Origin of the sequence: Lewinella cohaerens DSM 23179 (assembly GCF_000379805.1) — a bacterium.
Classification (GTDB): domain Bacteria; phylum Bacteroidota; class Bacteroidia; order Chitinophagales; family Saprospiraceae; genus Lewinella; species Lewinella cohaerens.
Genome location: NZ_KB903609.1, coordinates 1 through 26437, shown reverse-complemented (window position 1 = coordinate 26437; position 26437 = coordinate 1). Strand labels below are relative to the sequence as shown.

The window sequence follows — 26437 nt, the reverse complement described above, 5'->3', positions numbered from 1 at the left end:
CGCGTTATTTATAAAATTATTTCTCCAGCTCACGGCGGAGCTGTTCTTCCTTTATTTTGAGCAGGCGCATATTGGCCTTATGCTCATTCCAGCGGATCACCCCCAACAAGACGGCTCCTCCCAAGGTGACCATAAAGCCACCATAATCATTGAGTAGACCACTGAAGCCTGCCGTGATCGAAGTCCCCAGCAGGGCTACATCGGTAATATTCGTTTTCATGTTCAGAGAGCTTGTCATGGGGTATCAGTTTATTCCTTCTCCACCGGAGTGAAGTCGTAGATTTTACAGCTCTTATCAATGCGATCGACGCTTGATATAGCCACCACTTTTCCGCCTTTTTCCTGCGGAGGAACGACTTGTAAGAGCGTTGCGATCGGTGGGCCTTTCTTGCCGGGAAACTTGACCACATAGGGCTTGTCCTGGTGATAGCGATCAGTGGTAGGGAAAGCGGGAAAGTTGCCGATTTTAATGGTATCGTAGCGGACTTCTACCGCTTGAACGGAGTAGTCACAAATAAATACCTTGCCTTGTAGATCGGCTTGTCTTTGCAAGTATTCCACGTGCCTGACCGCAGCGTCAGTTTGGCTTTCCGTATTTGCAAAAGCTTGCACTTCCATGGGTTCAACAGCTTGCTCAATAGCTGAGCCGAAGTCTTCACGGAAGATGCCGACAAAGGCGGCTAGTGCCGAAATGATCGTAAAAAAGAGAGGGAAACGTTTCATTATCTAGTTTTAGTTACTTTAAAATCAATGTCAATTTTCATGTCTTTGAATGCCCGACCACCGTGGGGACCAGGAGCATTGTCGGCACCACCGGCATAAGTGCCTATTTCGCGCATTACCAAGCGGCGTTTGAAATCGTGCTCGACGCGAAGAGGCCCGTAGTAGTAAGTCACCTTGTCTTTGCCAAAGACCGCTTGCACCGTCACCGGCTGACCAGCCAGGATGATGATCTCCTGACTTACCTTCCATCTTCCTTTGAAGTTGGTGTAGGGCGCTATCTGATAGCTTTCTTCCTGCTCACCGTAGCGAAAGGCAAACATGGCCGAGTTGCGGTTGTTAAGCGAGAAAAAGCCCGTCAAACCTTTGAGCTTTTGCCAGTCGTAGTAATCGTCATCGCCGCCCCATTCTTCCTTGCTGCACCAGGCTCCTTTGTGGAATAAGAATTCCAGCTCAAAGCCTTTGGCATTGAAGCGAGGTAGTGGATTTTCGAGCGGTCGAAAATTCGTCTGGCCGGTATGTACGGAGTAAGTGACCATTAGGCTTTAAAATGTAAGGCACTGGTTCCATCGCCGTTATCTACGGCAAACATGGCTCCAAAAGGAAGCGAACTGTCCGCTAAGGCAGCAGCTGTAGAAGCGTAAACTGGAACAGAAGGATAGATATGTTTACCAGCTCCTGGTGCAATGTCGATGCCTGTTCCATTAAGGTTAAAGGAGGTATCGTCATTCTTCAGATTGATGTCCTCAAAAGCGACGAGGAACAAGCGATCCGTCGAACTCAAATGAACCTCTCCATTGTTAGTAACGCCCAGGACTCCGGTGGTTAAATCCGTATTCACTTGAAAAGCACTGATGAAATCGGTTTGGTTGACGTTCAGCAAAGGCGGGGTGATGTCGGTCCGAAACATCAAGCTAACCCTTTCGTCATCTTCATTCTCAAAGGTCAACTGTTCGTTGATGGCGATATTGATGGCAATTTCTGCACCTTCGTTGGTCAGGTCAAACAGGCCATTGTCCGAACCGCCACCACCGATGCCCGAAAGGTCTAAATTCAATTCTTGACCATTAAGCGTAAGGGCCGGGTGGCTGCCCGCTGCCAGTGTGATGGGAGTACTTCCGCTCAAGCTGACCAGGTTCCACCGATCGCCCAGCGTACCTAAAGGATTGTACCAGTATTTCTCACCAGTATTGACATCGACGGCCAACCAGCAGTTGTTCAAAGCGGCATCATCTAAAACAGGATGCAGATCTGGATCACCGGTTACCTTACACTCTCCACCACCAGCCACAATATCGGTCTGGGCGACGAGCGCAATGTTGAACAAGAGTAGAAAGAGCGCGATTAAAGTTTTCACAAGCGTGCGTTTTTATTGAACAAAAAAAATCCTGACAACGCGATAAGGGCAAGGGGCAGCACCTTAGGGTACACCGCCGACAAACGGCAGTATCTTAGGGTACATCGCCAACAAATGGCAACATCTTAGGGTGCACCGCCCTTGCGCTTATGCATCGTCTATGTTCCACGGCGGCTATACGGAACGTCATTGACGAACCATCGTAAACCTTCTCCACTCTTGGTTATCACTAACTCAGAGTTGGACATTGGCCCGTGAAGTTTGGAATAACGGGTATTGTTCTCTTCGTTGGGATTGTCAATGACGATCCCGAAACGGAATATTTCTTTCTCAGCGGCATTGAGGGGATGCGTAGTGCCATGGCCTGCTGGCCTTAATTCTCTAAACCACTTGTCCCAATCAGTAGTCAGTAGTGTTTTAGCAAAAGGAGCATTGGGGCATTCCCATTCTGATTCTCGACGTGGTGGATCGAGCAGCGGTGTTTTGGGATCATCTTCGTGCTGCTTTCTATTGGTAATATCAGGCAGTCCTGAATACAGATTGCTACCACTGTGTTTTTCTCCCCACAAATGAACAGGGTGTACAAACTTCTTTCGCTTAATGGTAGTGTTTGCTCTTTTCTTGCGGGAACGCTTGTAGCGATACAGCCATACTTCAGGGTTATACTGGAGGAAGTCAAAGCCTTGGGGGCGCCAAAAGGCAAACACTTCTAAACCATCCTGATAGCTCGATGCGTGAAAATCAACCTGAGGAATTAGAATTTCTGTAGCGGAAGAAGACAGCGGGGTTTCTTCTTGTGCAGCAAGGTCATCGAAAGCCAATTGTAAGGCCTGAGCATAGGAATAATCCTTGCCATCTATGCGAATCATTGCATCATACGAACCGAGCTGTTGTCCTTGGATTTGTCGTCCCATTACGTTTGTTTTTTAATACTGGCCTTTGTAAACAGCAGCCCAAATTCCACGGATTTTGATAAAGCGAATGCTGTCTCCTTGAACACCGGACACACTGGTTTGGAAAGCATCATTGCCTGTTCGGATACTTGTATTGGCAAAAGAAACATCTCCCGAGGAGCGCGTCAACCAGACCTCGATTACACTGCCATCCGGCTCACTTTCGTCAATGATAATTTCATTACCCGTTGTGAGCATATTGGCTTCGATGAAATAGTGATCTTCTCCCGTATGTACGTGCGTTGTACTTGGTCCTACATTTACCGTCACCGCACCAAAGGAACCGCCACCGCCGCCGCCAATACCACTGAGGTCGACATCGGTCGTCGTGCCGTCTTCCCGATCATAACTGAGCGTTGTTCCCGACAAGGCAATGTCTGTGATCGTTTCGTTAATAACTGAGGAGGTGCCATTGGAGGCAAGGTGCCTGGCTATTCGGTGTCCAGAAATCGTTTGATCTACTGTAGAAGCACCAAAAGCGTCTATTGTCGCTAAGTCCAATACACTAGTAACACCAGCTTCGTCCGTGTATCTGATTTCAGAATTCGGGCCGTCAAGCGCAATGGTCGTAACTGTTTCCTGGAGTTCTACCTCCGTGCCATCACCAGAGGTGTGTTCTGCAATAGGGTTCCCCGTTGTCACAAGGGGAATCACTTCACTATTGCCTACGTAATCAGATAAGTCTACAGAATTACCATCCTCAATACTTAGTACACTGCCCGATAAGCTTAGATTTTGATCATCCGTACCCGTCCCATCTTGCAAAGCTGATAAGTCTACCGTATGTGGTGTTTGACCGTCATCTTCTACCTCCAGGGTTAGCGTTGTTCCACTGAGGGAGAAGTTATCGACACCTTGGTTATCTGTATCCAGGGTGGCCAGATCAACACTGTTTCCATCCTCGATACTTAGAGTGGTACCTGTTAGCGTCAGGTTTTGATCATCCGTGCCCGTCCCATCTTGCAAAGCTGATAAATCTACCGTATGTGGTGCTTGACTGTCATCTTCAACCTCCAAGGTTAGCGTTGTTCCACTAAGGGAGAAGTTATCGACACCCTGGTCATCTGTATCTAGGGTGGCCAGATCAACACTGTTTCCATCCTCGATACTTAGAGTGGTACCTGTTAGTGTCAGATTTTGATCATCCGTGCCCGTTCCATCTTGTAAGGCTGATAAGTCAACCGTATGTGGTGTTTGACCATCATCTTCAACTTCTAAGGTTAATGTCGTTCCACTAAGGGAGAAGTTGTCTATGCCCTGGTCATCTGTGTCTACACCTGAAAGTGCGCTTAAATCGACACTGTTTCCATCCTCGATACTTAGAGTGGTGCCGGTTAGCGTCAGGTTTTGATCATCCGTGCCGGTGCCATCTTGTAGACCGGATAAATCTATTGTATGTGGTGCTTGACCATCATCTTCAACCTCCAGGGTTAATGTCGTTTCACTAAGGGAGAAGTTGTCTATGCCCTGGTCATCTGTGTCTACGCCCGACAGTGCGCTTAAATCGACACTATTACCATCTTCGATACTTAGTGTCGTACCGGTTAGCGTCAGGTTTTGATCATCCGTGCCCGTCCCATCTTGTAAGGCGGAAAGGTCAACAGCGTTGCCATCGTCAATACTTAGCGTTGTTCCCGTAAGACTCAAGTTCTGATCGTCGGTATCTACGCCGGACAGTGCGCCCAAATCGACGGTATTACCTTCAGATATAGTCAGCTCCGTTCCCGAAAGAGAAAGCGTCTGATCGTCGGTGTCGAGGGTGGCCAGGTCAACACTATTACCATCTTCGATGGCCAGCGTGGTACCGGTTAGCGTTAGATTTTGATCATCCGTGCCGATGCCGTCTTGGAGTGCTGACAGATCAACGGAGTTACCGTCTTCAATACTTAGTGTGGTGCCGGCAAGGCTTAGGTTCTGATCGTCCGTATCGAGCGTAGCCAAATCAACACTATTACCATTCTCTATAGCCAATGTAGTACCCGTAAGGCTCAGGTTTTGATCATCTGTACCTGGTGGAATAATATCCCAACGGTCACCCGCTGCTCCTTGTGGATTGTACCAGTATTTGTCGCCAGTAGCCACATCGACAGCCAACCAACAGTTGTTCAGTGTTGCATTGCCCAGTGTTGGGTGCAAGTCTGGGTCACCAGTGACTTTACACTCACCGCCACCAGCCACAATGTCCGTTTGGGCAAACAGTGGGGTTAGGCCCACCAGGATCAATAGTAAAAGAAGTAGCTTTTTCATTTATACCAATAGTTCTATGACTGTCCCCGCAATACCGCCCTCGGTATTACTCTGACTAAGTTTAAATTGATCACCCTTGACTAAGCCTGCGGCCATGGCATCAGCGATTGAATCGTAAGTATTTAATGGTGTTTTTAAACAAACCTCCAACCAAATACCTCCTGGGCCATTCCAAATCCAGAGGCTTCCGTTGTCGGTGTTTTGATAGACAGCTGGTTCTACAGGAGCTGGTGCTCCGGAAGGATCACCACTGCCTTCGGTAATGTCATCTATGCCACTACCACCAGGTGCAGATAGCCACTCGGCACGGCCTGTAACCACATCAACCAAAGTAAGTACATGACCTACGGCTCCATTCTGAGCCGTTTCCATTTTGAATTCCAGCCGTTCGGCTGTCACTTCAACTCTATCGGCATCAAGAAGTAGCCGGTTTTTGATCTTCCCACCCAGCGTGACAACCGCTTGCCAGACCGTTTGGGTCATCGTCATTTGTGAGGATTCGCTTTGGGGAACATTATTGACACCATTGACCTCGATAATCGCAGACTGAGGTAAAAGACCAAAGCTGGATTCTTGATTCGTACTGGTGTCTTGGGTGAAAACATCTATCGAACCGACAGAAGGACGCATTCTGAAGAGTGATTCGAGCGCACCCGTGACGGCGTTAAAAATAAAGTCAAAGCCCAGCGTATTGATGGTCGTGTTCTTTTCCAGCGTACCGCCCAATTCAATGTCATTGCCTACTTTGGTCAGACCATTGCTGGCCACCACGGCCATGATGTTCCACTGGGTGCCATCCCAGGTATAGACGTTGCCGTTGGTAGTGTCCTGGTAAACTTGCGGCTCACCAGCACCAGGTGCGCCAGAGGGCGTTCCAGCGGCTTCGGTGATGTCATTTTCGCCACCGCCTGTACCACCGCCTAAATTGTCCAGGATGTACGTCAGCAGTTCCGTCTGACCTACAGGATCAGCCAAGCCCACAACCCAGTATTTGGGATCGTAAGCTCCTACTAAATTACCCCGCAGGGCAACGGATTGTAAATCATTTAAAGTGGGCATAGCGCGTTATTTACTTCTCAAAATCACCACCATGGTGATCATTAATATTAGTGTCCCCGCTATCAAAATGACGTAGGGGGTATAGTCGGTTTGTCGTACCTGATCGGGTGTAATCCAATCGGGTAGGTTTTCGTATTGGGCGCGTTTTCCGGCTCCGAAAATCGAATCCGGCCCGAAGATGTTGCCCACTGCATTGGCGACTGCTGATATTGGGTCCATTTATCTTCGGATGACGTAAACAATGGTCAGTGCTGCGATAATGAGCAAGCCCAAGCCTAAGAAAATGGGTTGTAGTCGTTCCCATTGCCGATCGTCAGCACCGGCAACTTGTCCGGCAACCGTGTCTCCAAAATCTATATCATCTCCCAGGCAAGGATCGTAACCTAACGAGGAGATGATTATTTGCTGGTCAACGATATTGCCCGAACACAAGAACTTGTCTTTGTTCATGCTGGAGTCTCCTTTGCAGGCGCTCTTACAGGCATCAATCAATGAAGGTATACCAGGAAAGTAGCTCTCACAGCGGTTCTTACAGTTGCAGACTTTTCCACAGAATAATCCCATTTATTTGACCATTTTGTAGATGACGAATAGCAATACCAGGATCAATACCCAACTGAGAATACTTCCAATACCTGACCAAGAGCGGGTACCGAATTGGTTGCACATAAAGCCAGGTACCCATTCAGGGCAAGGCTTAGCATTGAGCAACTGACCAGTATCGACGCTTTTTCCCGACTCGGTGATGTACTTGTCCTCATTTTCAGGGTCAGGGGTTAAGCTCCATGCAGAAAGTGCGACCTGGCGCACCTGATCACGGGTGATCTCGTTTTTCTCCAACTTGAAAATCGCCCGTTGACGATCCACATCGAAGACAATTAGAGCGGGAAGTTTTTTGATTTCCAGACCTGCCAGATCTCCTTCGGAATTGTAGGCCAAAAAGCCGTCGTACTCCGAATGCTCATCGGTAAGTTGGCTCCAGGCATCAGCGATTCCTTCCTCCGCCACATTGATATACGGTAGGTTGAAGGCGTGGCTGCGGGCCTCGGCTTCCTCGTAATACGGTGTGATGAAGTAAAATCTCAGATTCATACGGATGCTATTTGAGCCTGTAAATAATCGCCAGGACACTGGGTGCAGCCCGGACATTCACCTCGGTGAGTAGTCAGCTCCAAAGAGCGACCCACCTTGCGTTCAATGGCTTTGATGGTTTTGTTCAAAGCCTTCAGTTGTGCCCTGGTCGCTGGATAGTTATCGTAATTACCGGCCATGACCACGCCGACAGAGCGGGTATTCTGCCCGGCCAAATGCCAGGCGATCGTTTCGAGTTCGTTGACCTGGTAAATCTTACCAGATCGTGTGATGTAGTAGTGGTACAAAATGCCCGGACATCCTGAATCGCAAACGTGGTTGGGGCCAACATGATAGGTGGCGACTTGTTTGGGCGTTTGGTTCTCAGGTCCGGCAGTATGATGCACTACAATCTGCTCAATCTGCGACTTGTTCCTACTCGGGAAAGTCTTGGTCGCATGACGGGGCAGTAGACGGGTAATATTGGTAATGGTCGTTCCGAAAACCCTGCGGATTAGCAGTAAGATCAAAAGCAACGTTACCACGATTACCAGTTGTTTTTTCATTAGATCAGCGCGTAAGCGTTATCAAAATCGCGGCGCGTCATCACCACCTTTCCGTTTTCCTGGCTTTCGATGGCCTGAGCGATCGCAAAGAGGCGATCTTTATCATTCGCATCAATGACCTGGTTTTGCGGGATGCCGGTGACATTTTCCACGGCTGCGATATAGTTCTCGGTACTGTTCTCGCCGGGTGGTGCCCAGCTGTAGATCAATTTGCGGATGGAGTTGTCACCATTGCGCGTCATCTTGTTGCGTATCAGCTTGAGCATAGCTCTCAGGCCGTAGCCGTAGAAGACAAACTGCTCAAAAACGCCATCGGTATTCTCCCCTCGATCGATGCTCCCCAACCAGCCTTGCTGCGGGGTGGTCATCTTCAAATTACCGGGGTTGTTGTTGCGAATGCCTCGGGGCAGATCTGCCTGTCCTAAAAAGGATTTGCGTTGGGTACCCACACCCAGGTTGGGTGCGACCACATTGGCAGCTTTGGCCAGCTCACTACTTAGTAGTAAGAGCAAGCCCACGGCAGCCACAACAATGATCCATTTCTTAGCACTAGCAGTCATAGTTTAGACGATTGGGCCCGTTCCACTATCTGCTACCTGCTTATCTTGGCATCCACAATCCGCCGTAGCCGCCTGGTAGGTGGCCCATTGGAAATACAGTGATACCAAAGCGATCGTCAGCAAAATGATGGGGCCGTACTTGGAAATTACTCGCATAGCTTGATTTGATTATAGCTTTTTGACAATGAGGGGTTGCCGATTACTAGGCAACCACCACTTCTTCTTGTTCGCCTTCCGCTAGTTCTTTCGTAACTGCGATAGACTGAAGAGCCGTTTCCTCTTCTTGTTGGTACTTGGTCAAGTCCTTGGTCGAACCTCCAGATAAGACGAGTGCCTGATAACCANCAGTAACCGTTTTTTCGATCAATTGGCCGCCTGTACTCCGCAGGTGATCTACCAGGGAAACAATCTGACCAGCATCGTTTTGGATGAGGGGCTGATTGGCTCCCAGCATTACGCCGGTGATGGGCGTAGAGCTACCTGATTGTCGGTATTTCGCCAAGGTCGTAACCGCACCACCTTCTAGCTGGATGATGGTTGCGTAAGCACCGGTAACAATTGCGTTGATTGCCGCCATTTTATTCTTGTGTTTTGCAAAGCAGTTCTCCCACCGTCATATTCCAGTAAGGAACCGCTTGCGAGCTTTTTAAATAAGTCTTCAAATAGGACTGGTAGTATCTGGCCGCTCCATCGGAGGGATAGACATTGATGCCTTTGAAAAAACCACCGATCAGCGCTCCGTTGGTTTGCGTGTCGTCGTTACCCAAAACAGGGTTGACGTACTTTTCTGCCAAGGTGCCTAAATCACCGTGCGGGATTTTGTTGTCCAACCACGGCTCCGGAAACTTCTTAGGGTTGCGTGCCGGTGGACAACTACCACCACCTGACCAGGTGTATAGGTAATACCCTGCGATCAGGGTACCCACAACGATGAGCGTGATGATGATTCCCTTTTTCATTATCCGGCTACTTTCTTAGCCACAATCAATGCCAGGGTGATACCAACGAAAATGGCTACAGTAACGTAGATAATCGTTGTCCACTCGGTGGCAACAATGACGGTGGCTTTGACGCCGTCTTCTCCAAAAATCATCGGATACTCAAGCATTTTTGTGAGGATTACACCTCCGCTATTCCATTCAAGATGAAATAGCGAAGGCGCTATTTTTTATTGGGGAAAAGATTACTCTACAGGATTACTCCACCGAGGGAGCCTTCTTTTCCATGTACTTATCAGTGGCCATATTGCCAATCAGGACAGCTACAGCAATCACTACTACGAGTGCCAGTGCGCCGACCCATTTGTTTTTTGAGAATGACATGAGGATAGAATTTTAGTAAGCGGATGCTCCGCGTGAATGTTGAGGAATGAAAGCGATAGGCTACCGCTTAGATTTTGATCAATTTGAACTTGAGCGCGACGACGGCTAACAAGACCACGCCAACACTGATGCCCAGGGCATACCAGATCAATTGACGGTCAGAAGATTTTGCATCTTCCTCGATTTCGTTATTGACAACTTCAGAGTTGTCCACCTTCGTCGTATTGGTAGCTGCGACGGTCTTGATATTTTGTTGTGGCAAAATACCTCTCGCACTACCACCACTGATCTGGCGAATAGCAGCGTTGTTAGAGCTTACTGCCAAGCGTTGATTGTTCATGGCTTCTACTTTTTTAGTGCGATGATTACGATACCGATAACCAGTAAAAGGACAACGCCAAGGCCCACATAGAGCCAGGTATTGTCTTGCGGAACACCTGCCCCTCCGGGAGCACCATTGTTATTCTGGTAGCAACCCGGAGCGGTAGGATTAGCCGCACATCTTACCCGATCATAAATATCAAAGCCATCATCTACCCGGCCCAAGACGCGGTCTAACCAACCGCTATTCGGTTGCGCTGCATTCTGACTGATAGCGTCAGAGGCATTTTGCAAGCCTGACGTGTTAAATCCGGGCATGAGAATGGTTTAATATTTACGGCCCAACTCCATCGTCTGGTAGAAGGCCAAAAGAACTTTTTCACCAGGCTGGATCGTGAAGACGAGCGCATGGCGCTGCGTAATCACCATGTCGGCCTGGAAGGTCGCTCGGTTAAGGTGATACTGATTTTCTGATGTCCCCATGTCCGGGTGGATCGTCTTAATCAGCGATGGTTTCTGTCCACGCTGCGCATACATCAAATCCAATGAAGGAAAGAAGTTGAAGTTGCAGTTCGGATCAGCTGAGTTACAGATCTGCATCTGCATCACATCTACCACCGAAGTAACTTCGTTGATGTCGTCAATCAGGGCCTGGTAGCTCACATCGGTACGAGACTTGATGATCAGCTCCAAGGGCATGAAATAATTGGTGCGTTGCTGGTACTGACGGTTGGTGTCAAAAAGTACCACCTGGATAGGATCACCAGCCGTGACCAGCGCTGGATCAGTCGCATCTACTTCAATAGCGTAGTAGGGACTAGCGTTTGGCGTCCACTGTTGAGCATTCGGCCCATCAGTACCAACAATCGTTGGCTTGTTTACCATATTTTGGGGAATGACTCGGGTACGACCCCGATTCCCATTAAGTACAGGATTCATCGAATGAGATTGCGTTTTTAAAAGAGCATTTCTTGCTAATTGTGATCACAATGATAGGGGCTCAAAATGGCCCTGGCAATAGATGTCCTGAACTCGCCCCGAGGCAATCTCAGGTCACGGGGCAGAAGTGTGACACGGGGCATTCCCCTTTGAGTAGCCATAAAAAAAGCCCACCAAACAATGGCGGGCCTCACAATGGATCACAAAATCAATACACCTAAATCCCTATTCGAGCTGGAATTGCTCGCGATATTTCTTGACCACGGTATTGTAAACGATAGTCTTTGGAGTAACCACCTCTCCGTTCATCTTAACGACCTGAAAGCTGTCGTCACTCATGCGATAGACGATATACTCCGTTTTTCCGTGTTTGATGTGCTCGACATTAACCGCTTTTACCCGATCGCCAATATTGACATCGGTACGATCTTCTTTCGGTTGAGCTTCGGCATTTGCTGATTGGGCAAGTAACTTATTGACCTTAATGAATACCTGCTGGAGGGTGTCGGTATGGGTAACCTCCACAGGGGGAAGCGTCAATTTACCATCTCCAACTTCGAGTGTCAGGCTAATTACTGCTGATTTTCGGCTGCCATCCGCATTGACGAATAAGCCATTGATAAAGTCTTTCCAGGCATCAGGATTCATTGGTCTGGTATTTACTTTTCCAGATGCGCACATTTACGTTCTGGCTTTTGATACTGTGATTGTAATAGCGCTTGCCTTCTGTTTGTAGCCATTTGCTACGTGCTTGAGCGACTTGTTCTGCCAACTCGCCTTCCTTGTCACGATACCGTTCCAAAGCTTCTTTATCGCCCAGGGCAAACATTTTGAAACTGCATTCCTTGTCGCCTTTGCCAAACAAGCCACCGCTGAAGACGGTCACATTAAAGTCTACCCGCTTGCCGGTTTCGCTCCAGGTGATATTTTCTGTTTCGACAATCATAACTTATTTGTTTACACAAATGTAATTAATTTGATTAAATTTGTATGCGATTTTCTCTAATAAATGATGCAAGACCTTCTCTACGGTACTTATCTGACTTTCCGAATCAAGGAAATACTGGACGCTGCCAAGCGACCCCTAACGGTACGGCAGATCACCAGTCAGCTGGCTGAACTCTCGGAAAGGGAGAATTACAACCTCTCGCGCCGTGTACGCAAATCACTTCATCTTTTGGTGTTTCAAGAGGAAGTGAGTAGGAGCTGGTACCGTAGAGAAAACAATCTCATCAATTTCACTTACCAAACCAACGCGCATGAATCCACTGGAAAAACTGAAGAACCTGGCCAACAGCATGACTCCCGAAAAAATGGCAATGGGGATGTTGGAGCAGTTTCTTCCTCAGATTAAATCTTTTGCCGACAATATCAATCGACCAGAAGCCGATGGCGGAGTCCTCAAAGAGGAGGAAGGGCAGGCTGTACTAATGATTGATTTTTCGGACGAGAAGCCTAATGTTTACGTAGCTACTTTTCGCTTAGAAGGGGAAGCTACTGTACTTAATCGGGCCATTGATATTCAGTATTTGATCAATAAAAAGAAAACCGATGGGAAGCCAGACTAACGTAGAAGAACAAGCACCGAAGCAGGAAACCGTCGTTGACCACGTTGACCAACCGACCGGCGAGCAGGCTGCTCCCCAGGGCGAAAACTCGGTAGGGAGCCTGATCGACCGGATGCGCGTCAAACGCGAAGAGGTGGAGCCCCCCAAGTTCTTGGACGAAAGCGATTTCGTCGGTGGTGATGAAGGGGAAGATCCGGAGGGCGAACCCGCCACGGATGAACCGCTCACCGATGACGACAAGAATAACCTGGAATACCTGGATTATTCCGATGAGCATAAGGTCACGGCCACTTTTATGATTATGACCTTTGACCGGGTAATGGGCATGGGCTGCGGAATGCTGGCCCGTGAACCCGGCGAGGCGTACCGCAAGTTCAACAACAAATCGGACATCAGTAATGACTACCTCGATGTGACGGCAGCATTGGTTAAGAAGTACCAAGCTCGGATGAGCCTGGAATTTATCCTGATAGGTACCATGATAGCCATCTATGCCCCTAATTTCTCTATGGCTTACAGCAAGGGAAAGATAAAAAAGGCTCAGGAGGAAGCAAAAAAGGACAAGTAGTATGGCTAAACGTAAGACAAGAAAGAAAACAGTTCGCAAAGCACCCGAAAAGCGGCTTTGCGAACTAATCATCATTTGGGGCCGTAACGGAACGGGAAAGTCGACGATGGCCAAGCAGCTGATGGATGGTATCGGTGGTCGGCGCTTGCTAGTCACCAAAACTGGCGCTCCCAAAATCTGGCATGACGTACCCATCATCAACGTGACCAACAAGGCCCACTATAAGTTCCAAAACCAAACCCGGCAGGTGTTGGCACGGTTACGCGACGACAACCCGTCACCAGGCAAGAACGATACCTTCATCAATATCTATGACAATTACCGCAACGGTATTCTCATGCTCGATGATTGTATGCAATACCTGGAGGCCAACACCACGAATGTGCCCGGTTTAAAAGATATCCTGATCGAATACCGCCACCGGATGCTGGATGTGTTTTTGATTGTTCACGGGCCGGAGCAGGTGCCGCCCAAAATATGGGATCACGCAAGTGGGGTAGTGGTGATGTCTACCCCCCGCCTCATCAATCCCAATCGGGTCAAGATCGACGGCGTCGAAGAGATGCTAGCGGCACAGAAACGGGTAAATGAGAAATTTAAAGCTGCTAAGGCGAGGGATGATGGGACGCAATATGGGATTTATGAGTTTATTGCGGTTTAATTCAACGGAAAAGCTATGTTTAACGAAAGCTGTTCCAGTCATCCTGTTTACCTTCAGGAAATATTTTTTCAGGGGTAGAGGACGAGTTACTGTTCGCAAGCTTTTGCTCCCAATTCCGAGTGAAGGCGTCGTGGATAAGCTGGTGGCGAAAACGCCACTGGCCACCGTCTCGCTCCATGAGGCCAGTATGGTCAGCAACATTGTTTAAAAATTTCACAGGCTTATTGGGTATAAGTTTTTTGTTAACTAGAATAAGATAGAGAACAAGAAATCGAAAAGAGGAATCACTAGTAGCCCCTAATAGAATTGGAAGAATGATTAAGCTAGCAATGATCAAAGGAAGGGAAGCCTCTCGAAAAATAGCAAATTGTTCAATTATTTCTAATTTTACGATAATGCCAACTATTGCTAATGTGATTGAGACGAAAACTAAATTCATGAGAACTCGCCTCCTGAGTCCACTGGTGATTTTTAACCAGGGATGAGTAATTTTAGGGAAAGTCTCGTAAACAGTGATTTCGTCGGCCAGCCCGAAGACCAGCCCGTAGACCAGCCCGAAGACCAGCCCTAAGACCAGCCCGAAGACCAGCCCGTAGACCAGCACTAAGACCAGCCCTAAGAACAGCCCGAAGACCAGCCCGAAGACTAGCCCTGATTTTAAAATTTTTGCAATAGCAGCTCTGTTAAGCTCATTAAAGTCAAATCTAACTATTTCGTCATATTCAATATTTTTTTTTGCTTCGACCAGCCCGCCGACCAGCCCGCCGACCAGCCCGCCGACCAGCCCGCCGACCAGCACTAAGACCAGCCCGCCGACCAGCCCGCCGACCAGCCCGAAGACCAGCACTAAGACCAGCCCGAAGGCCAGCCCGAAGACCCATCTAGCAGAACGAGTATTTTCCCACCAGCTAAGCTGTAGGTCCACTAGCTCAAAATTCACGCTTTGTTTCTTTTCAGACAAGCGGTGGGCCAGCCAGGAAAGGTAGTATGCGCTTTGTTCAGGTACATATTTCAGTATAGTATTTAGATGTTGTATTTGTTGATCTATGTAAACGATAACAAGTTGCTCTTGAATTCCAAGATAAGAGGCGTTTTTGAGATCAAATTGTTGCCACACTTCCTGATTGTTTTCAACAATGGACAAAGCGGTATGTACGTAAAAGGCAGTGTTGAGTGCCTTTCTCAATTCCCTATACTTATCATGGTAGATAAGTAATGCCTTGGCTGCCCAGTTATTTTCGTCGGCTAACACTTGTAGGGTGTCTTTAACGGCCTTCTGGGTTAATGGTTGTATCTCAATCGTGTCAAGTACAGGGGCACCTGCCTCGAGTGCCAAGAACTCGACGATACGGGAGCAAAGTACAAGCTGAGGATAAAGAGTCGCTTCCGGGTACCGGTTGGCCCGCTGGTTAAGATAGTGTTGAATAGCATCCAGGCACCCCTTTCGTAGCGGTTCTCGTATTTCGTCTAATCCATCTAACAAAGGCAGGATTTGGTAATTATCCATTAGCTCCTGGCCATATTCAGCAGAAATCCCGGCTTCTCCCGCAGCATGTTTAAGTTGTTTTAGTAGCCAGGTATAAAAGTCGTCGCTATCCCCTTGCCAGTTCGCTAAATTGAAAATTACGGGTATTGGATGTTGCTCATCTTGTTCTGCTTTATTCAAAAGATATTCTCCCAGCTGAAGCAGTAGCATCGTTTTACCTGATCCGGGATCTCCCAGGATGAGCAAACGATGGATATCTTGATAGTATAGTTCAAAGAGTTGCTTATAGTCTTCAATCTTTGATTTCGTATTGAGAATAAATTGCTGGTGTACAGGGTCACGAGCTTTGGTTTTGATAAACTTGAGCGCTAATTTGATTTCAAAGTTGAGGTCTAAGTTGAGTTTCTGCTTACGGCGATCTGAGTAACGTTTACGGGTGTCGGTGATTAGTCGAGCGTGGTTAGAATTCTTTTCTTTTTGTTTGTCGGTAATGGCATCTGTTTCATCTGGCGCTGCAAATTTTGTTTCCAAATAGATTACGGTGAGTAAGCCTAGTACGCCAACGAGCAGAAAAGTAGCGCCGAAATATTCACCAAGAGCGGACTCCAAGTACTTTCTAAAGCCGTCAGCTAGCCACTCTACGTAGAACCCGGAGATAAGAATGCTTAGAATGGCATATATTATTACCCGTATGTAGCGGAATCTTGCGCGGTTCAATATCTCGGAGTTTTATATAGCCAAATATAAGAGGAAATTTGAAACACCTACCTCCGGCCTATATCTCTTACTGCGAGATTTCTGAATTTAGTGCTAGGATCGAGCATTGTTTGAGGTTTACTGTCCGTATCCAGCAAACTTTTTTTAGCTAGAGGCGCAAGGCTCATTCCTCCTCCCACCCATCCGGAGCCACCAAATACCCCGCCTGATAATCACTAAGCTTAGGCAGCTTATTCAAAGAAATATTCCGCACAGCATTCTGCACATAGAGATCGAGACAAAAGCGCCCCCAGCCATTATAGATCGCCGCCTGGATGGCCATCCATTCCACCGAGCTGAGCTTGATGTTGAATGGACGGCCCGTATCGACTAAGGTTTTGGGGTGGATCTTCTTGATCAATACCTCTCCCAGGATCTCCATTTGGATGCGGTAGTGCAGGCTTTGGCGTACCAGCTCCTTGCTGTGGGCCATGATCTCCATCAACCAGTAGTGGAAGGCACGGAGTTCGGAGAAGCTGAGTTTGAGGGTGGTTTTCAATGTTAGTGGTTAATTTACTCCTTGATCCCAAGTTCTTTTTTAATAGCTTCGGATTTTCTGTGTGCTCCAATTTCTAGCAGCTTGGTCGTCAAATCAAAGGGCGTATCGTTTGTACTGATGTGCAGCGTGACAAAGTGTTTTCTGTTCATCCAAATTAAACTTGATCCGCTTTGCTCGAATCCTAATGCGACGAGGATAGCTTTAACCTCTTCATTCACTGGGGGCATATTCTATTTTTTATTGAATAGGTGATAGGGTTGGTTCTATTTCAACAGAAGAAACAAAGGTCCATGTTAAGCTAATAATCATATTAGGAATAGTTACTTTGATCTTAGTATGATCAAACCCGCAGGGTAATAATTGCACTATTACTTCCTCTCCGTACATCCCTTTGTAGAACCGACTAACGGCATCTATGATAGCTTCATTTGTAGCCTTTGCACGATCATCACAATTGATTACTAAGATTACTTGCTGGCTTTCTTCGTGAGATACTGCTATGCTGGAATGCTTAGTATTGTGGTTACTCATGCTAATGGTTGGTTCGATGAACTTCAACTTATACCCCATATTCCCATCCTCTGCTTTCCCATAAAGATTGATATGTTTCTCTTGTAATATCCTGTAAAACGCCATCTTGTAGTCGGTGCGAGTTGCATCTAAATCAGTACGCTCTTTTAATAAGTCGTCCCAAAGAAGGTGAGTAGCGCGATACTCCTCTGCCTCCTCAAAACACTCTAATACAGGTCTGTATATTCTTTTCATTGTTGGCTAATTGTATGTTTGTAATTCAATTTTTCCCTGAGTGGTAGCCGGGGGCTCATCCTCCCCCAAAGTATCCCCCAGGAATTTGAACTTGACGCCATACCTCGACCTGGCAATATCCACCATCGCGGCATTTTGAAAGGCACGATTCATTTGATGAACTGCTTTTACTTGGTTCTTGTATAGCTCTAATTGATGCTCTTCGGCTATACCGTCATCAAGCATTTCATTTTGGCTCTTGATGACATTTTTCATAGTTCCTTCTATGAAATCAAATACATCTTTGTTTTTGTCAGCCATTCTGGATGTTTTTAAGTTTGCGAATGTTACGGTTTGCGATCATGGCGAGGCGCTTCATCTCTATTAGTTCTGGAGGTATATCCTCAGTGGGTAGCAACCATCCTGATTTTACAATTTGTTGCTTTACATAGGCATCGGTGAGATTTTGACTAATCTCTTTGCGGTAGTCTTTCTTCTGAAGAAGAATGCTCTCTTTTTTCTCCTCGTATCTCTTCTTCTGGAAAGCTGCAATAGCGGCTTTGTTTTTTTCGCGGTACTTTTTCCTACGAACCTTTATCCAGGACTGGTTGGCAGCATTGTATTGTCTGTCATATTCTGCACGAACTTCTTTTCGGGCATCACGGGTTGCCTTTCGACAAGTTTTGCAATTGCTACTGTAGCCATCAGATTTATACTTGTCCCTGACGAAAGCCTCTAAGGGCTTCTCCTCTTTGCATTTGGTGCACTTTTTACTCATCGTAAGTATCACTTGTATATTTAAAAATCCTCCACCTCCACAACCACCCGAATCGTGCGGGTTTTCTTAGCGGGTTTTGGCTTTGGTCGTTCTCGCCACCATTCATCGTCGATGGGCGGCTCGAAGGGTTTGGTGGTTGAAGCTTTCCGGCGAGTATTCCGGGCAGGAGCTTGTAAAACTCCTGCCAAGACATAAAAAAGGAAGAGCGGAATACTTGTTAGCAGGACATAGGCTACGTATACAATATCCTTGACCACGACCAGGTAAATACCTACCATCTGTATTGCCTTCTTTACTAAGAAAGCATTGGTGAATCGCTGCCAGTTAAACACTACGACTTGAACCGTATTTGTGAGTGTTCCTTGAGCGTTTTCTAAGAAGTCAACCAGCTCTCTTTTGGTGTTCACCCACCAGGGCTTACCAACTTCCTCGTACCGGAGGGTTTCAAAATCGTGGGTATTTGACTGGTAAGTGGCCTGTTTTTCTTTAGAAACTTTGATGATAATTGGCTCCTGTTTCATGTTTATTGACTTGTGATTGATGATAGGCTTGTTGTAATGAAAGCTTAATACTGCTGGAGTCTTCTTTTGGCCCTACGAACCTCGGCTGCCAGTCGGTCGGCAATGCCTCTGGTGCCTGATGATAATTTGTTCCAGGCATTCGTGATGCTTTCTAAGGTATCCACCAGGTCTGCATCCAGTTTTTGATCCTGCTGGTGTACTTCGCTGAGGAAGAAGTCGCGACCTTTCTTGCGCTCGATCTCATTGTCACGTACAATCATGTCCGCTTGCTGCTCTTCTTTGCGTCTCACGAGGTATTCCTCCCAGGATTCCAGTGGGTTATTTTTATCCTGATATGGGATGATGACGACTTTCACACCAGACTGATTCCCGGAGCGCTCAATCCATCTTTCGTGGTCCTTTCTTCTTAGAACCAGCGTTCGATCATCGGGGTATTCGCTGAAGACGTAGAAGTTGCGTAATCGCTGTCCGTATTGCTTCACTTTCATCTTGAAAGTAAGCAGAGAGTAGACGGCATAAACAGCCAGTAAAAAGGCAACTACAAGTAGAAAAATTAGTGTTTTCATGTCTTTAAAAGGATTTACTTACGACTACTTACGGCCTACTTACGGCCTACTTACGGGTGCTAATCCGTAAGTACGAGAGGGGTTAAGTCGTTGATTATCAATTAATATTACCGTAAGCAAGTATTTACTTACGGGTACTTACGAGAGGGGTATGCAAAACCCCTCCCCCGGCTATTCGATAGGGGAGTGATTTTGGTTGAAAATCCGCCAATATCTTTCGACTGTGCTATACTTGTAGCCCCTTCTTCCTCCAAAGGCCGTCACGCATTCGCTAACTGTATAGTTGGCCGCCCAGTATGGCTTCAACTCTTCGGCCTTTTTGATGGTCAGGTACTCCCAATCTTTTTGAAAGTGCATTATGTAGTCGATATCTGCTTGGTTAAGGGCTACTTCCCGGCCATGCTCGTTCAGCTTTTGGGCATTAAGGTTCTCCCAGGTGGGGTTTTCTCCTTCTTGTCCGCTTTTCTCTAGCCAGCGTGTTTTTACGTTTGGCTTTACGCCTTCAGGTAATCTGTCCGTTTCGGAGCTTGTCCGTTTCTTATCTTCCTTCAGGGGCTTGCGTGCGTCCGTTTCTGGATCGTAACCGGACAATGCGAATAGTATCCAATTCATAAGGTGTCCGTTTTTTCGTTGCGCCTTGCGGCAAATATTTCTACGTAGCTATAGATCGTAAAGGCGATCAAAGCGGACAAGAGCACACTACGTGTCCACTCTTCAAATCCGCCGCAAACGGACACACCCTCGATGAGTTCACAATGTGCCCACGGACGGTAATGCAGTAGATTGATCGCAAACTCCGCCACCGCAAATGCTCTCAGGTAACCAAGGTTGCCTTTATAGAGCGTCATAGCAAGGCCCGTAAACTGGATACTAAGCGCATAAGCCCAGGCTTGCAGCCATTCTCCGCCGACTACCTGTGCGGTGTGGTTCATCTGTACGTACATACTCACCATGGCGATCAAAGCCAGCAGCAGGTCTTTAGAAAATTCCCCGTAATTGGTGCTTGTCCGTTTGTCCGTTTGACTAATCGTGTCCGTTGCGATAGCCGGTATGTCCGCTTGTCCGTTTGGCCCCTTGTCCGTTTCTAAGGGTAAGGTGTCCGTTTGTCCGTTTGCTACGCCTGTTGTCCGTTTGTCCGTTTTCGGCCTATTGTCCGTTTTGGTCAAACCTTGTCCGTTTGGTCGCTTGTCCGTTTCTAAAGAAGATTGTCCGTTTTCAATCTTGTCCGCTTTCGGCGCTGGTGGAGAAGTGATGTTCAACGTGTCCGTTTGTCCGTTTTGCTCCTTGTCCGTTTCTAAAGAAGTGGACAAGGTTTGCGCTCCCTCTTCATGTCCGTAAGTTTCTAAGAGTACCTGGACAGTCTGCTCGTCCATTTCGGCGTGTCGATTGAACCGGCCTTCTACCAGGCCCATTCTTTTCATCTGCTTGCGAAGTGCTTCTATGCTGATTTCTAAGAACTCAGCCAGGGTAGCGGGTTGATTAGGAATTTCCATTTGTAGCATCCTGCGTGTATTTTGAAGTTGTGATATCAAGTACCTGTTCCTTGATTGAAATAATCTGCCCAGCGATCCAGCGTACTCAGCACGCTATCTTCCCACCAGACTTTGAAGGTGTAGGCCCATTGGCCCAGTTGGGCGAAAGCCCGGTGTAGTAGTTTGTTGTGCATCGTGCATAGGATGAAGTGGGCAATAGGGTTACTCTTCTTCCATGCGCTTCATTACGCAGGCAGCATATGGGCATTTGGCTCTAGCGAACTTTTCTTGCCCCGCCAGTATGTAGTGGGCACGCTGGAAGGCATCGAAGCCAATTTGCTCGTAGTAACTTTGCACCATCTGCTCGTTTAGCGTTTCGGGCGCATCCCGGATCATCTTTTTGATAATGGGGAGTGCAATTTCCTCCAGGGTTTCTTGAGAACTTTTGCCTGTGAGAGCACTAATAAGAGGAGGGATGGAGCTGAGTATTATTTTAGGAATAAAGCTCATCGAATCTTCGTTTTTCTTAGAAGATTGTTGGCTACGAACGAAAGCTTCCAGCTCGTCCCGGTAATCTTCGTAACCCTCTACATTGGATAAGTCAAATGATTTTGAGTTTTCCAGCCAGACTTTCTTTAGGTTTTCTACTTGTTCGCGAGTTTTCATACGGTATAACTTTGTTGTGGTTGAACCTCTACGGGCTTGAATACAGGCATGTCGCTTCGGCTATGAAATTCTAGAATCAAGCGACCATCCTGGTTGTTGAAAATTTTGGCTACGGCTACCCGTCCTTTCCACCTTTCTTCTACCAAGGTTTTGAGCCGAGTGAGGCCCTTCCCTTTTTTATCGGCCTCGGGGTAGCTGTAAAGTGTGCGGTTGTTTCCGTCGTGAAATAGTACCCATAGTTTGTGTTGAGCTACTTCGCTAAGCGGCGGCCCCGTTGGTTTCTTTTTTTGCATGAGACAATTCTTCTATTGATTTATGAAATTTATTGAGTAATCTATTGCTGCGTTTGCCCAGGCGTTGCTGCCATTTTTTGTACACATCGATTGTACTTTCCTTTGCACCCGGTTCCCTACTGCGTAGGTATTCATCCGTTGCTTTGTTGAGCATCTTCTCGTCCTCAATTTCTATGCGGTGCTCCTTATCTTCTTTGTACCAGGCCTTGGTGACAATGAAGCCACGTTCTTTTCTGAAATCAAAATAGCTCCCAGGTTTTGGCGGTGAATACGTGGGCTTACCCATCCGTTCTCGACGCTTAATCCAAAGTTTTACCAGGGTGATTCGGCGCATGACCTCTTTTCGCCCGGCTGTCCATCGGGCAGGGTCCGAGTAGCAGAAATATTCGGCAATACAGGCTTTCCCATGCTCTATTTCTTCTTCATCAAAGTATCTCCTGGCGTAGAGCGCAGTACTGGCGTGCATCCAGATAACCGAAATCAAGTTGCGCAAACGCTTTTGCTCGGCCAGCGTGAGGTGTGAAATTGTTTGTTCAACGGTTGTGTACGCAGTTTCAGGAATTACGAAAGCATTCGTACTCGGCGCGGAACTTTTCGGTTCTTGCTTTCCTGGCTCGGTTTCTGCCTGGTCGTGGGTGTTACCCGCTGAAGAGTTCTCGTTGAGGTGCTGGTTGCGCTCTTGCGCCACCTCTTGCCGCGTATTTTCAACAGGCTTCTCAGACTTTTGCACACTGTTTTCACAGGTACTAACAGTCTTTTCTTTCGTAACTCTTTGATTTTCAGTAGCCTGTTGTAAATCGCTGCCGCTTAATATATAATGAAGGGTTCTAGCTACTTGTAACTGGTTACTATATGTGGACAAGTTGTCCGTTTCGGTGGGGCCGGGAGCGGGGTTTTGATCCTGGTTTCCAGGCTGCGTCGATGCTGCCTGAGCGGCCTTACGAAGCTTCTGAAAGGCGGGTATGAACCAATCTATTACATTGTCTCCACGGTTGCCCTCTTGCAAATAGAGGGCCGTGTGGGTCAGTTTTATGCGATACTGGGCATTCTGGCCACGGAAGACATAGCCAGTTATGAATCCAGCTTCCTTCAGACGGGTGCGCAACCTGCGAATTTTGCGCGTGCTGCACTTCATCTCATCGGCTAGAAACGTGTTGTTGGTATCTAGCATCGGTAAAGTGCCCTCATGAGGCTCCAATGGCGCGGCATAAGCTTGGTGGTAGGTCAGTTGCTTGCTGTAGGTACGTACTAGAATTCTTGCCAGCTCCCAATGTTCCGATCTGAGTTGGGAGCCCAATGGCTTTCCCTGGTTGTATTTATCAACAAAATCAGACACTAAGGCATCGCTCTTCCCCCAGTGGATATTGAATTGCTGCTGCCTTATACTGTATGTTTTACTACACATTTGCTATTTATTTATGATTGCAGCGGTGGCCGCTCCAGTGGCCCGAAAGCCTACCGGAGCTACTGCCATCTGCATGGTCATGTGGGTGAACCAGTTGTAGGTGTCGCTCCTAAATTACCCGTCGCTCGGGAACTGGTTGATAAAGGCAGATCAGCTAGGCGGTCTGCTCTTCTGTTTCGTTAAGCGCGTTCGTTTCTAGGGTGTAGGTTTCGGCTACGATATCAGCCTCTACAATGACTTTGTTGAAAAACTGGCAAGCGTTTACCCCGAGTGGGTTTTTATTATATTCGGCACGGTTTCTTTGATCCTGTATTTCGATGACCTTGTACCACTGGAATTTCTTCTTAGTTCCTCGCTTATAGCTCGTCCATTGGATAATGTCACCTTCCTTTACTAGTTGGTCAGTGATGAGCATAAAAGAATTGTCTGGAACATAGACAGGAGGTATACTCTGCAAAGAATCATAGTCCCGGTTCGTGAAAATCGTTGGCTTTTTCATGGTTGATGATTTAAAGCGGGAGCAACACCAAAGCGACACGTTGCTCCCGTGACTTCAATAGTTTTTAATCTTGCAGGAGGAGGGCGGGATCGAGCGCCCAATGAAATGTCAAGTATCATTCTCTGGCCACCCCGATTATCGAGGCTCCATTCTCCCCCTGTTTTGTATGCCAAGGCTCCCGGTATGGCTTGATCCTTTGCTTTGCGCCGGTAAGCTGATCCGGGAACCGTTGACTGACACCCCGCTGTTCATAGTGCTCGTCTTTCCGAGCTGTTATTCAGCCTTTTTGAATAGCCCCATGCAATCTTCTTTTTTCATATACCGTCTAGGCTTGTTTTTAACCTTGTAATAAGGAAGTGTACCGTTATCGTTGTAGCGGTAAAGTAAGCGTTCACTAACGCTCATCATCCTAGCGGCTTGCTGTATGGTAAGCATGCTTTCTGATTCTTCCTCTGTAATTTCTTGAGGTGCTATTTTATCTGCTTTCATTAGCGATGTGCTTTTAGGGGAGTGAACAGATTAGCGGTCTTTCCATTTTTGTGGAAGACAATCGTATGCTTACATTTTGACATTCCTTCAAGTGCAATTTTGAGTTGGTCAATCGAATTATCTTCTATTGCCCCTAAAACATGCTGGATGAAATTATGCATTGAGTCTACTTGATACTGTAGAATCTCCTTCCTTTGGTTTACTAAAATTTTAATTCCTCCCTTTTCGGACTGTTGTTTTTCCATGATTGGATTTAGTTTAGGTTTTGACCTAGCGGCCAATAAGTATTATTATTTCCCGAATTTGGTAGGCCAAACCACCTCTCCCGAGATTACTTTTTGGTTAAGTACCATCACTTCTGTTCTTAAGAAATGAAGGGAGTTAATACCACCATTGGTGATAACTAAGTGGCCATGCTGGTGTGCCCAACGTATTTTGCGGCGATGGTTTTTTGTCACTGTCAAATCTTCGCCCACCAGCCATGCAGCTTCGTCTTGGCAAACCCACGGTGGTCGCGAATCCTCCGGCAGCATCGCCCTACGTTCAAACTCATGCTTCATTAGTTGGAGCTTTGCCTCTTTAGGGGTGAGTTCACTGCCCTGCATCACCTGGATCATCTGACTGCTTTGCAACTGAAGCAATTGCATCTGCATTTGCATCAATCGCAAGTTGTTTTGCTTAATAGCAACCAGTAACTGTTGTTCTGTCGTAGCGGTCATTGACAAAGGGTTTAAAAGCGGCCCGGCTCTCTGAATACCGGGCCACGGTACAAATCATAATCCCATGAAAAGTGAATCATAGTGATGAACTGTTGGGAACGAACATTTTTCTTTGGCAGACTACAGGAGTCATTCTTTCCGGTCTGCCAGCGGGGACCTCGGCGTGTTTGTTCTTAGGCGACGTGGTCAACCAAGTCCCAGTCTTTGCCTTCTTCGCGGGCCAATTCTTCGGCCTGGTCAAGGGTTATTTCGTCCTTGCACACGCCAAATGGCCGCACGACGTCGTAATACCAGTGCTTGTTGAAAAGCTGGGCCATTTTGATGATTTCATCTGCATTAAAATCAGTTGATCCTCTGAGGCGTCTTGTTGCTTGCTCGTTAGTTATGTCCAATGCCTGGGCCAAGCTCTCTTTGCTCACCTCTTGAGCTTCCATTTGATCTTCCACCCATCGCTGGATAGTGGGCTTTACTTTTGCGGCGTTTAGTGTTGCAGTCATGGATTTTTATGCTTATCTTTCGGGTTCTAACCCTGTTATACAATCCAACTTCAATGCACCAATCACACTTACCATGCGTAAGCCGTCCGGCTTGTGCGCCTTCGGGATTTCTTTCTTACAAGACAATTCTCTACTATTCCGACAAAACGCAAGTTTTGCCGGGTAAATCTTTGTTTGCTGAGGCAAATGTGTATTTTTGCTTCTGAATCGTTGTTTCGATACAAATATAACTGCATTAAAAGGGCATTTCCTAATTTATCCTCAATTTTAATTGCGGATAACGCAATATTTTTTCCGTAAATATGCATATACATCAGAATATCAGGGTTTTAAGGAAAAAGAAAAATTTGACTCAAACTCAATTAGGGGATATACTTGACCTTAAAGGGAGCCAAGTTACCCGGTATGAGAAAGGAGACAGCGACCCTCCAGTGACCAAAATCATCCAGCTCGCCGACTTATTCGAGGTCAGCTTGCAAGATCTGGTCTTAACAGATCTGTCAAAAGAGGAGCCGAAATTCCCGCGTCCGGACGTGGCCTACGGCAGTATGGACGAAGAGACAAAAGAGGATGCTTTCCACGAATTGAATGAGGAGCTTCGCAAGCGAATCAAGATATTTGAGGCATTTGTGACGAGTGTAGCGCCGGAGGAGGCTAAGAGGTGGGGATTGATAGAGTAGGGGGGGAGATGCTGTTCTATTCATAGGAATTTGAAACAGAATGCAAGCTGATACGTATACAGGGCTTTATTATGCCTGTCCAGGCCAAGAAATTACATGAAGAACAGTGAGATGTTTTTTTTGCAAAAGTGCGTCATAAGGGGGTGTTTTGTTCGCATATAAGTAAGTTGCCCAAGATACTCCGCTGCGCTGCGAACCTCGTACAACACGGGACATGCGGAAATTCAAAAATTTTTTCGGCGCAGCCGAAAATTTCCGAACTTCGCATGTCCCGAAAAACGTTCTGTCCAATTAAGAAAAAACCACAAAACAGAGAAAATCCAACCCGCAAAAGCAGCCGGTTCGTTCCTCACCCGCTGCTTTTTTTGCCAGCCCGCACAAATCCCACCCACCACCCAAAGATTATCGTAACAAATTTGGAGAATTGATTACTGATTTATACATTTGACCAAAAT

At 47.1% G+C, this 26437-nt stretch carries 45 protein-coding genes; 5 read left to right on the top strand and 40 right to left on the bottom strand.

The window, feature by feature from the left end:
• Window positions 1–16 precede the first annotated feature (16 nt).
• The 21 genes from A3EU_RS0126990 to A3EU_RS0126885 all read right to left on the bottom strand — a co-directional run bounded on the left by A3EU_RS0126990 (window position 17) and on the right by A3EU_RS0126885 (window position 12061).
• Entirely contained in the window at window positions 17–220 is a 204-nt protein-coding gene (locus A3EU_RS0126990; protein ID WP_020539302.1) for a hypothetical protein, read from the bottom strand.
• Window positions 221–249: 29 nt separating this feature from the next.
• Window positions 250–723: a hypothetical protein gene (locus A3EU_RS0126985; RefSeq protein WP_020539301.1), complete on the bottom strand. Its 474-nt coding sequence runs from the start codon at window positions 721–723 to the stop codon at window positions 250–252.
• Entirely contained in the window at window positions 723–1259 is a 537-nt protein-coding gene (locus A3EU_RS0126980; RefSeq protein ID WP_020539300.1) for a hypothetical protein, read from the bottom strand. The genes A3EU_RS0126985 and A3EU_RS0126980 overlap by 1 nt, the downstream gene beginning before the upstream one ends.
• Window positions 1259–2077, bottom strand: a complete 819-nt coding sequence (locus A3EU_RS0126975) for a hypothetical protein (protein ID WP_020539299.1) — start codon at window positions 2075–2077, stop codon at window positions 1259–1261. Before A3EU_RS0126975 ends, A3EU_RS0126980 begins: the two co-directional genes overlap by 1 nt.
• A gap of 158 nt (window positions 2078–2235) precedes the next feature.
• Window positions 2236–2991 (bottom strand): hypothetical protein, encoded by a 756-nt coding sequence (locus A3EU_RS0126970; protein WP_020539298.1) that lies wholly within the window; start codon window positions 2989–2991, stop codon window positions 2236–2238.
• A gap of 12 nt (window positions 2992–3003) precedes the next feature.
• Window positions 3004–5277, bottom strand: a complete 2274-nt coding sequence (locus tag A3EU_RS0126965) for a beta strand repeat-containing protein (protein ID WP_020539297.1) — start codon at window positions 5275–5277, stop codon at window positions 3004–3006.
• Window positions 5278–6336, bottom strand: a complete 1059-nt coding sequence (locus A3EU_RS0126960; protein WP_020539296.1) for a hypothetical protein — start codon at window positions 6334–6336, stop codon at window positions 5278–5280.
• Window positions 6337–6342: 6 nt separating this feature from the next.
• Window positions 6343–6555, bottom strand: coding sequence for a hypothetical protein (locus A3EU_RS0126955; protein WP_020539295.1), 213 nt, complete (start codon window positions 6553–6555; stop codon window positions 6343–6345).
• Complete coding sequence (locus tag A3EU_RS0126950) at window positions 6556–6786, bottom strand: hypothetical protein (RefSeq protein ID WP_156825923.1); 231 nt, start codon at window positions 6784–6786, stop codon at window positions 6556–6558.
• Window positions 6787–6900: 114 nt separating this feature from the next.
• The gene (locus A3EU_RS0126945; protein WP_020539293.1) at window positions 6901–7428 is read right to left on the bottom strand and encodes a hypothetical protein; all 528 of its coding nucleotides are present in this window, start codon (window positions 7426–7428) and stop codon (window positions 6901–6903) included.
• On the bottom strand, window positions 7425–7973 hold the full coding sequence (locus A3EU_RS0126940; protein ID WP_020539292.1) for a peptidoglycan recognition protein family protein: 549 nt from the start codon (window positions 7971–7973) through the stop codon (window positions 7425–7427). Before A3EU_RS0126940 ends, A3EU_RS0126945 begins: the two co-directional genes overlap by 4 nt.
• Window positions 7973–8533, bottom strand: a complete 561-nt coding sequence (locus tag A3EU_RS32045; protein WP_020539291.1) for a hypothetical protein — start codon at window positions 8531–8533, stop codon at window positions 7973–7975. The genes A3EU_RS0126940 and A3EU_RS32045 overlap by 1 nt, the downstream gene beginning before the upstream one ends.
• A gap of 3 nt (window positions 8534–8536) precedes the next feature.
• Window positions 8537–8689: a hypothetical protein gene (locus A3EU_RS34435; RefSeq protein WP_020539290.1), complete on the bottom strand. Its 153-nt coding sequence runs from the start codon at window positions 8687–8689 to the stop codon at window positions 8537–8539.
• 422 nt (window positions 8690–9111) lie between these two features.
• Window positions 9112–9492, bottom strand: a complete 381-nt coding sequence (locus A3EU_RS0126920) for a hypothetical protein (protein ID WP_020539288.1) — start codon at window positions 9490–9492, stop codon at window positions 9112–9114.
• The gene (locus A3EU_RS34430; RefSeq protein ID WP_156825922.1) at window positions 9492–9641 is read right to left on the bottom strand and encodes a hypothetical protein; all 150 of its coding nucleotides are present in this window, start codon (window positions 9639–9641) and stop codon (window positions 9492–9494) included. The genes A3EU_RS0126920 and A3EU_RS34430 overlap by 1 nt, the downstream gene beginning before the upstream one ends.
• 88 nt (window positions 9642–9729) lie before the next feature.
• Entirely contained in the window at window positions 9730–9855 is a 126-nt protein-coding gene (locus A3EU_RS35335; protein WP_020539286.1) for a hypothetical protein, read from the bottom strand.
• A gap of 67 nt (window positions 9856–9922) precedes the next feature.
• Window positions 9923–10195: a hypothetical protein gene (locus A3EU_RS0126905; RefSeq protein ID WP_020539285.1), complete on the bottom strand. Its 273-nt coding sequence runs from the start codon at window positions 10193–10195 to the stop codon at window positions 9923–9925.
• 5 nt (window positions 10196–10200) lie between these two features.
• Window positions 10201–10494, bottom strand: a complete 294-nt coding sequence (locus A3EU_RS0126900; protein WP_020539284.1) for a hypothetical protein — start codon at window positions 10492–10494, stop codon at window positions 10201–10203.
• A 9-nt stretch (window positions 10495–10503) separates the two neighbouring features.
• On the bottom strand, window positions 10504–11115 hold the full coding sequence (locus tag A3EU_RS0126895; protein WP_020539283.1) for a hypothetical protein: 612 nt from the start codon (window positions 11113–11115) through the stop codon (window positions 10504–10506).
• A 225-nt stretch (window positions 11116–11340) separates the two neighbouring features.
• Window positions 11341–11763, bottom strand: a complete 423-nt coding sequence (locus A3EU_RS0126890; protein ID WP_020539282.1) for a hypothetical protein — start codon at window positions 11761–11763, stop codon at window positions 11341–11343.
• Window positions 11753–12061: a hypothetical protein gene (locus A3EU_RS0126885; protein ID WP_020539281.1), complete on the bottom strand. Its 309-nt coding sequence runs from the start codon at window positions 12059–12061 to the stop codon at window positions 11753–11755. Before A3EU_RS0126885 ends, A3EU_RS0126890 begins: the two co-directional genes overlap by 11 nt.
• Window positions 12062–12124: 63 nt before the next feature.
• Between A3EU_RS0126885 and A3EU_RS0126880 the strand changes: the two genes are divergently transcribed.
• From A3EU_RS0126880 to A3EU_RS0126865, 4 genes are read left to right on the top strand one after another with little or no spacing between them, the layout of a single operon-like run.
• Complete coding sequence (locus tag A3EU_RS0126880; protein ID WP_020539280.1) at window positions 12125–12469, top strand: hypothetical protein; 345 nt, start codon at window positions 12125–12127, stop codon at window positions 12467–12469.
• The gene (locus tag A3EU_RS0126875) at window positions 12441–12683 is read left to right on the top strand and encodes a hypothetical protein (RefSeq protein WP_020539279.1); all 243 of its coding nucleotides are present in this window, start codon (window positions 12441–12443) and stop codon (window positions 12681–12683) included. Before A3EU_RS0126880 ends, A3EU_RS0126875 begins: the two co-directional genes overlap by 29 nt.
• Window positions 12667–13251: a hypothetical protein gene (locus A3EU_RS0126870; RefSeq protein ID WP_020539278.1), complete on the top strand. Its 585-nt coding sequence runs from the start codon at window positions 12667–12669 to the stop codon at window positions 13249–13251. The genes A3EU_RS0126875 and A3EU_RS0126870 overlap by 17 nt, the downstream gene beginning before the upstream one ends.
• A gap of 1 nt (window position 13252) precedes the next feature.
• Window positions 13253–13912: a hypothetical protein gene (locus A3EU_RS0126865; protein ID WP_020539277.1), complete on the top strand. Its 660-nt coding sequence runs from the start codon at window positions 13253–13255 to the stop codon at window positions 13910–13912.
• A 19-nt stretch (window positions 13913–13931) separates the two neighbouring features.
• Here A3EU_RS0126865 and A3EU_RS0126860 read toward each other — a convergent pair whose 3' ends face one another.
• The 19 genes from A3EU_RS0126860 to A3EU_RS0126770 all read right to left on the bottom strand — a co-directional run bounded on the left by A3EU_RS0126860 (window position 13932) and on the right by A3EU_RS0126770 (window position 25302).
• Window positions 13932–15929, bottom strand: coding sequence for an NACHT domain-containing protein (locus A3EU_RS0126860; protein ID WP_156825920.1), 1998 nt, complete (start codon window positions 15927–15929; stop codon window positions 13932–13934).
• 349 nt (window positions 15930–16278) lie between these two features.
• A complete protein-coding gene (locus A3EU_RS0126855) occupies window positions 16279–16653 on the bottom strand; it encodes a hypothetical protein (protein ID WP_020539275.1) in 375 nt (124 codons plus the stop codon).
• A 14-nt stretch (window positions 16654–16667) separates the two neighbouring features.
• Window positions 16668–16880: a hypothetical protein gene (locus A3EU_RS0126850; protein WP_020539274.1), complete on the bottom strand. Its 213-nt coding sequence runs from the start codon at window positions 16878–16880 to the stop codon at window positions 16668–16670.
• A 10-nt stretch (window positions 16881–16890) separates the two neighbouring features.
• Window positions 16891–17418, bottom strand: a complete 528-nt coding sequence (locus A3EU_RS0126845) for a hypothetical protein (protein WP_020539273.1) — start codon at window positions 17416–17418, stop codon at window positions 16891–16893.
• Between the two features lie 6 nt (window positions 17419–17424).
• Window positions 17425–17718 carry a hypothetical protein gene (locus A3EU_RS0126840; RefSeq protein ID WP_020539272.1) on the bottom strand — a complete coding sequence of 98 codons (294 nt, stop codon included), beginning with the start codon at window positions 17716–17718 and terminating at the stop codon, window positions 17425–17427.
• Entirely contained in the window at window positions 17711–18175 is a 465-nt protein-coding gene (locus tag A3EU_RS0126835) for a hypothetical protein (RefSeq protein ID WP_020539271.1), read from the bottom strand. Before A3EU_RS0126835 ends, A3EU_RS0126840 begins: the two co-directional genes overlap by 8 nt.
• Before the next feature lie 20 nt (window positions 18176–18195).
• Window positions 18196–18696 carry a hypothetical protein gene (locus A3EU_RS0126830; protein ID WP_020539270.1) on the bottom strand — a complete coding sequence of 167 codons (501 nt, stop codon included), beginning with the start codon at window positions 18694–18696 and terminating at the stop codon, window positions 18196–18198.
• Window positions 18697–18740: 44 nt separating this feature from the next.
• Window positions 18741–19262: a hypothetical protein gene (locus tag A3EU_RS0126825; protein WP_020539269.1), complete on the bottom strand. Its 522-nt coding sequence runs from the start codon at window positions 19260–19262 to the stop codon at window positions 18741–18743.
• A 171-nt stretch (window positions 19263–19433) separates the two neighbouring features.
• Complete coding sequence (locus tag A3EU_RS0126820; RefSeq protein ID WP_020539268.1) at window positions 19434–19874, bottom strand: hypothetical protein; 441 nt, start codon at window positions 19872–19874, stop codon at window positions 19434–19436.
• Window positions 19871–20764 (bottom strand): hypothetical protein, encoded by an 894-nt coding sequence (locus A3EU_RS0126815; protein WP_020539267.1) that lies wholly within the window; start codon window positions 20762–20764, stop codon window positions 19871–19873. The genes A3EU_RS0126820 and A3EU_RS0126815 overlap by 4 nt, the downstream gene beginning before the upstream one ends.
• Before the next feature lie 26 nt (window positions 20765–20790).
• On the bottom strand, window positions 20791–20928 hold the full coding sequence (locus A3EU_RS34695; protein WP_020539266.1) for a hypothetical protein: 138 nt from the start codon (window positions 20926–20928) through the stop codon (window positions 20791–20793).
• A 28-nt stretch (window positions 20929–20956) separates the two neighbouring features.
• Window positions 20957–21400, bottom strand: coding sequence for a hypothetical protein (locus tag A3EU_RS0126805; RefSeq protein WP_020539265.1), 444 nt, complete (start codon window positions 21398–21400; stop codon window positions 20957–20959).
• Window positions 21397–21693, bottom strand: coding sequence for a hypothetical protein (locus A3EU_RS0126800; protein WP_020539264.1), 297 nt, complete (start codon window positions 21691–21693; stop codon window positions 21397–21399). The genes A3EU_RS0126805 and A3EU_RS0126800 overlap by 4 nt, the downstream gene beginning before the upstream one ends.
• On the bottom strand, window positions 21659–23098 hold the full coding sequence (locus tag A3EU_RS0126795; protein ID WP_020539263.1) for a hypothetical protein: 1440 nt from the start codon (window positions 23096–23098) through the stop codon (window positions 21659–21661). Before A3EU_RS0126795 ends, A3EU_RS0126800 begins: the two co-directional genes overlap by 35 nt.
• Before the next feature lie 154 nt (window positions 23099–23252).
• Complete coding sequence (locus tag A3EU_RS0126790; protein ID WP_020539262.1) at window positions 23253–23597, bottom strand: hypothetical protein; 345 nt, start codon at window positions 23595–23597, stop codon at window positions 23253–23255.
• Between the two features lie 273 nt (window positions 23598–23870).
• A complete protein-coding gene (locus A3EU_RS0126785; protein WP_020539261.1) occupies window positions 23871–24086 on the bottom strand; it encodes a helix-turn-helix domain-containing protein in 216 nt (71 codons plus the stop codon).
• On the bottom strand, window positions 24086–24331 hold the full coding sequence (locus A3EU_RS0126780; protein ID WP_020539260.1) for a hypothetical protein: 246 nt from the start codon (window positions 24329–24331) through the stop codon (window positions 24086–24088). The genes A3EU_RS0126785 and A3EU_RS0126780 overlap by 1 nt, the downstream gene beginning before the upstream one ends.
• Before the next feature lie 45 nt (window positions 24332–24376).
• A complete protein-coding gene (locus A3EU_RS0126775) occupies window positions 24377–24805 on the bottom strand; it encodes a hypothetical protein (RefSeq protein WP_020539259.1) in 429 nt (142 codons plus the stop codon).
• A gap of 173 nt (window positions 24806–24978) precedes the next feature.
• A complete protein-coding gene (locus A3EU_RS0126770; RefSeq protein WP_020539258.1) occupies window positions 24979–25302 on the bottom strand; it encodes a helix-turn-helix domain-containing protein in 324 nt (107 codons plus the stop codon).
• A 302-nt stretch (window positions 25303–25604) separates the two neighbouring features.
• Here A3EU_RS0126770 and A3EU_RS33355 point away from each other — a divergent pair, with 302 nt between their 5' ends.
• Window positions 25605–25982, top strand: a complete 378-nt coding sequence (locus A3EU_RS33355; RefSeq protein ID WP_020539256.1) for a helix-turn-helix domain-containing protein — start codon at window positions 25605–25607, stop codon at window positions 25980–25982.
• Window positions 25983–26437: the final 455 nt, after the last annotated feature.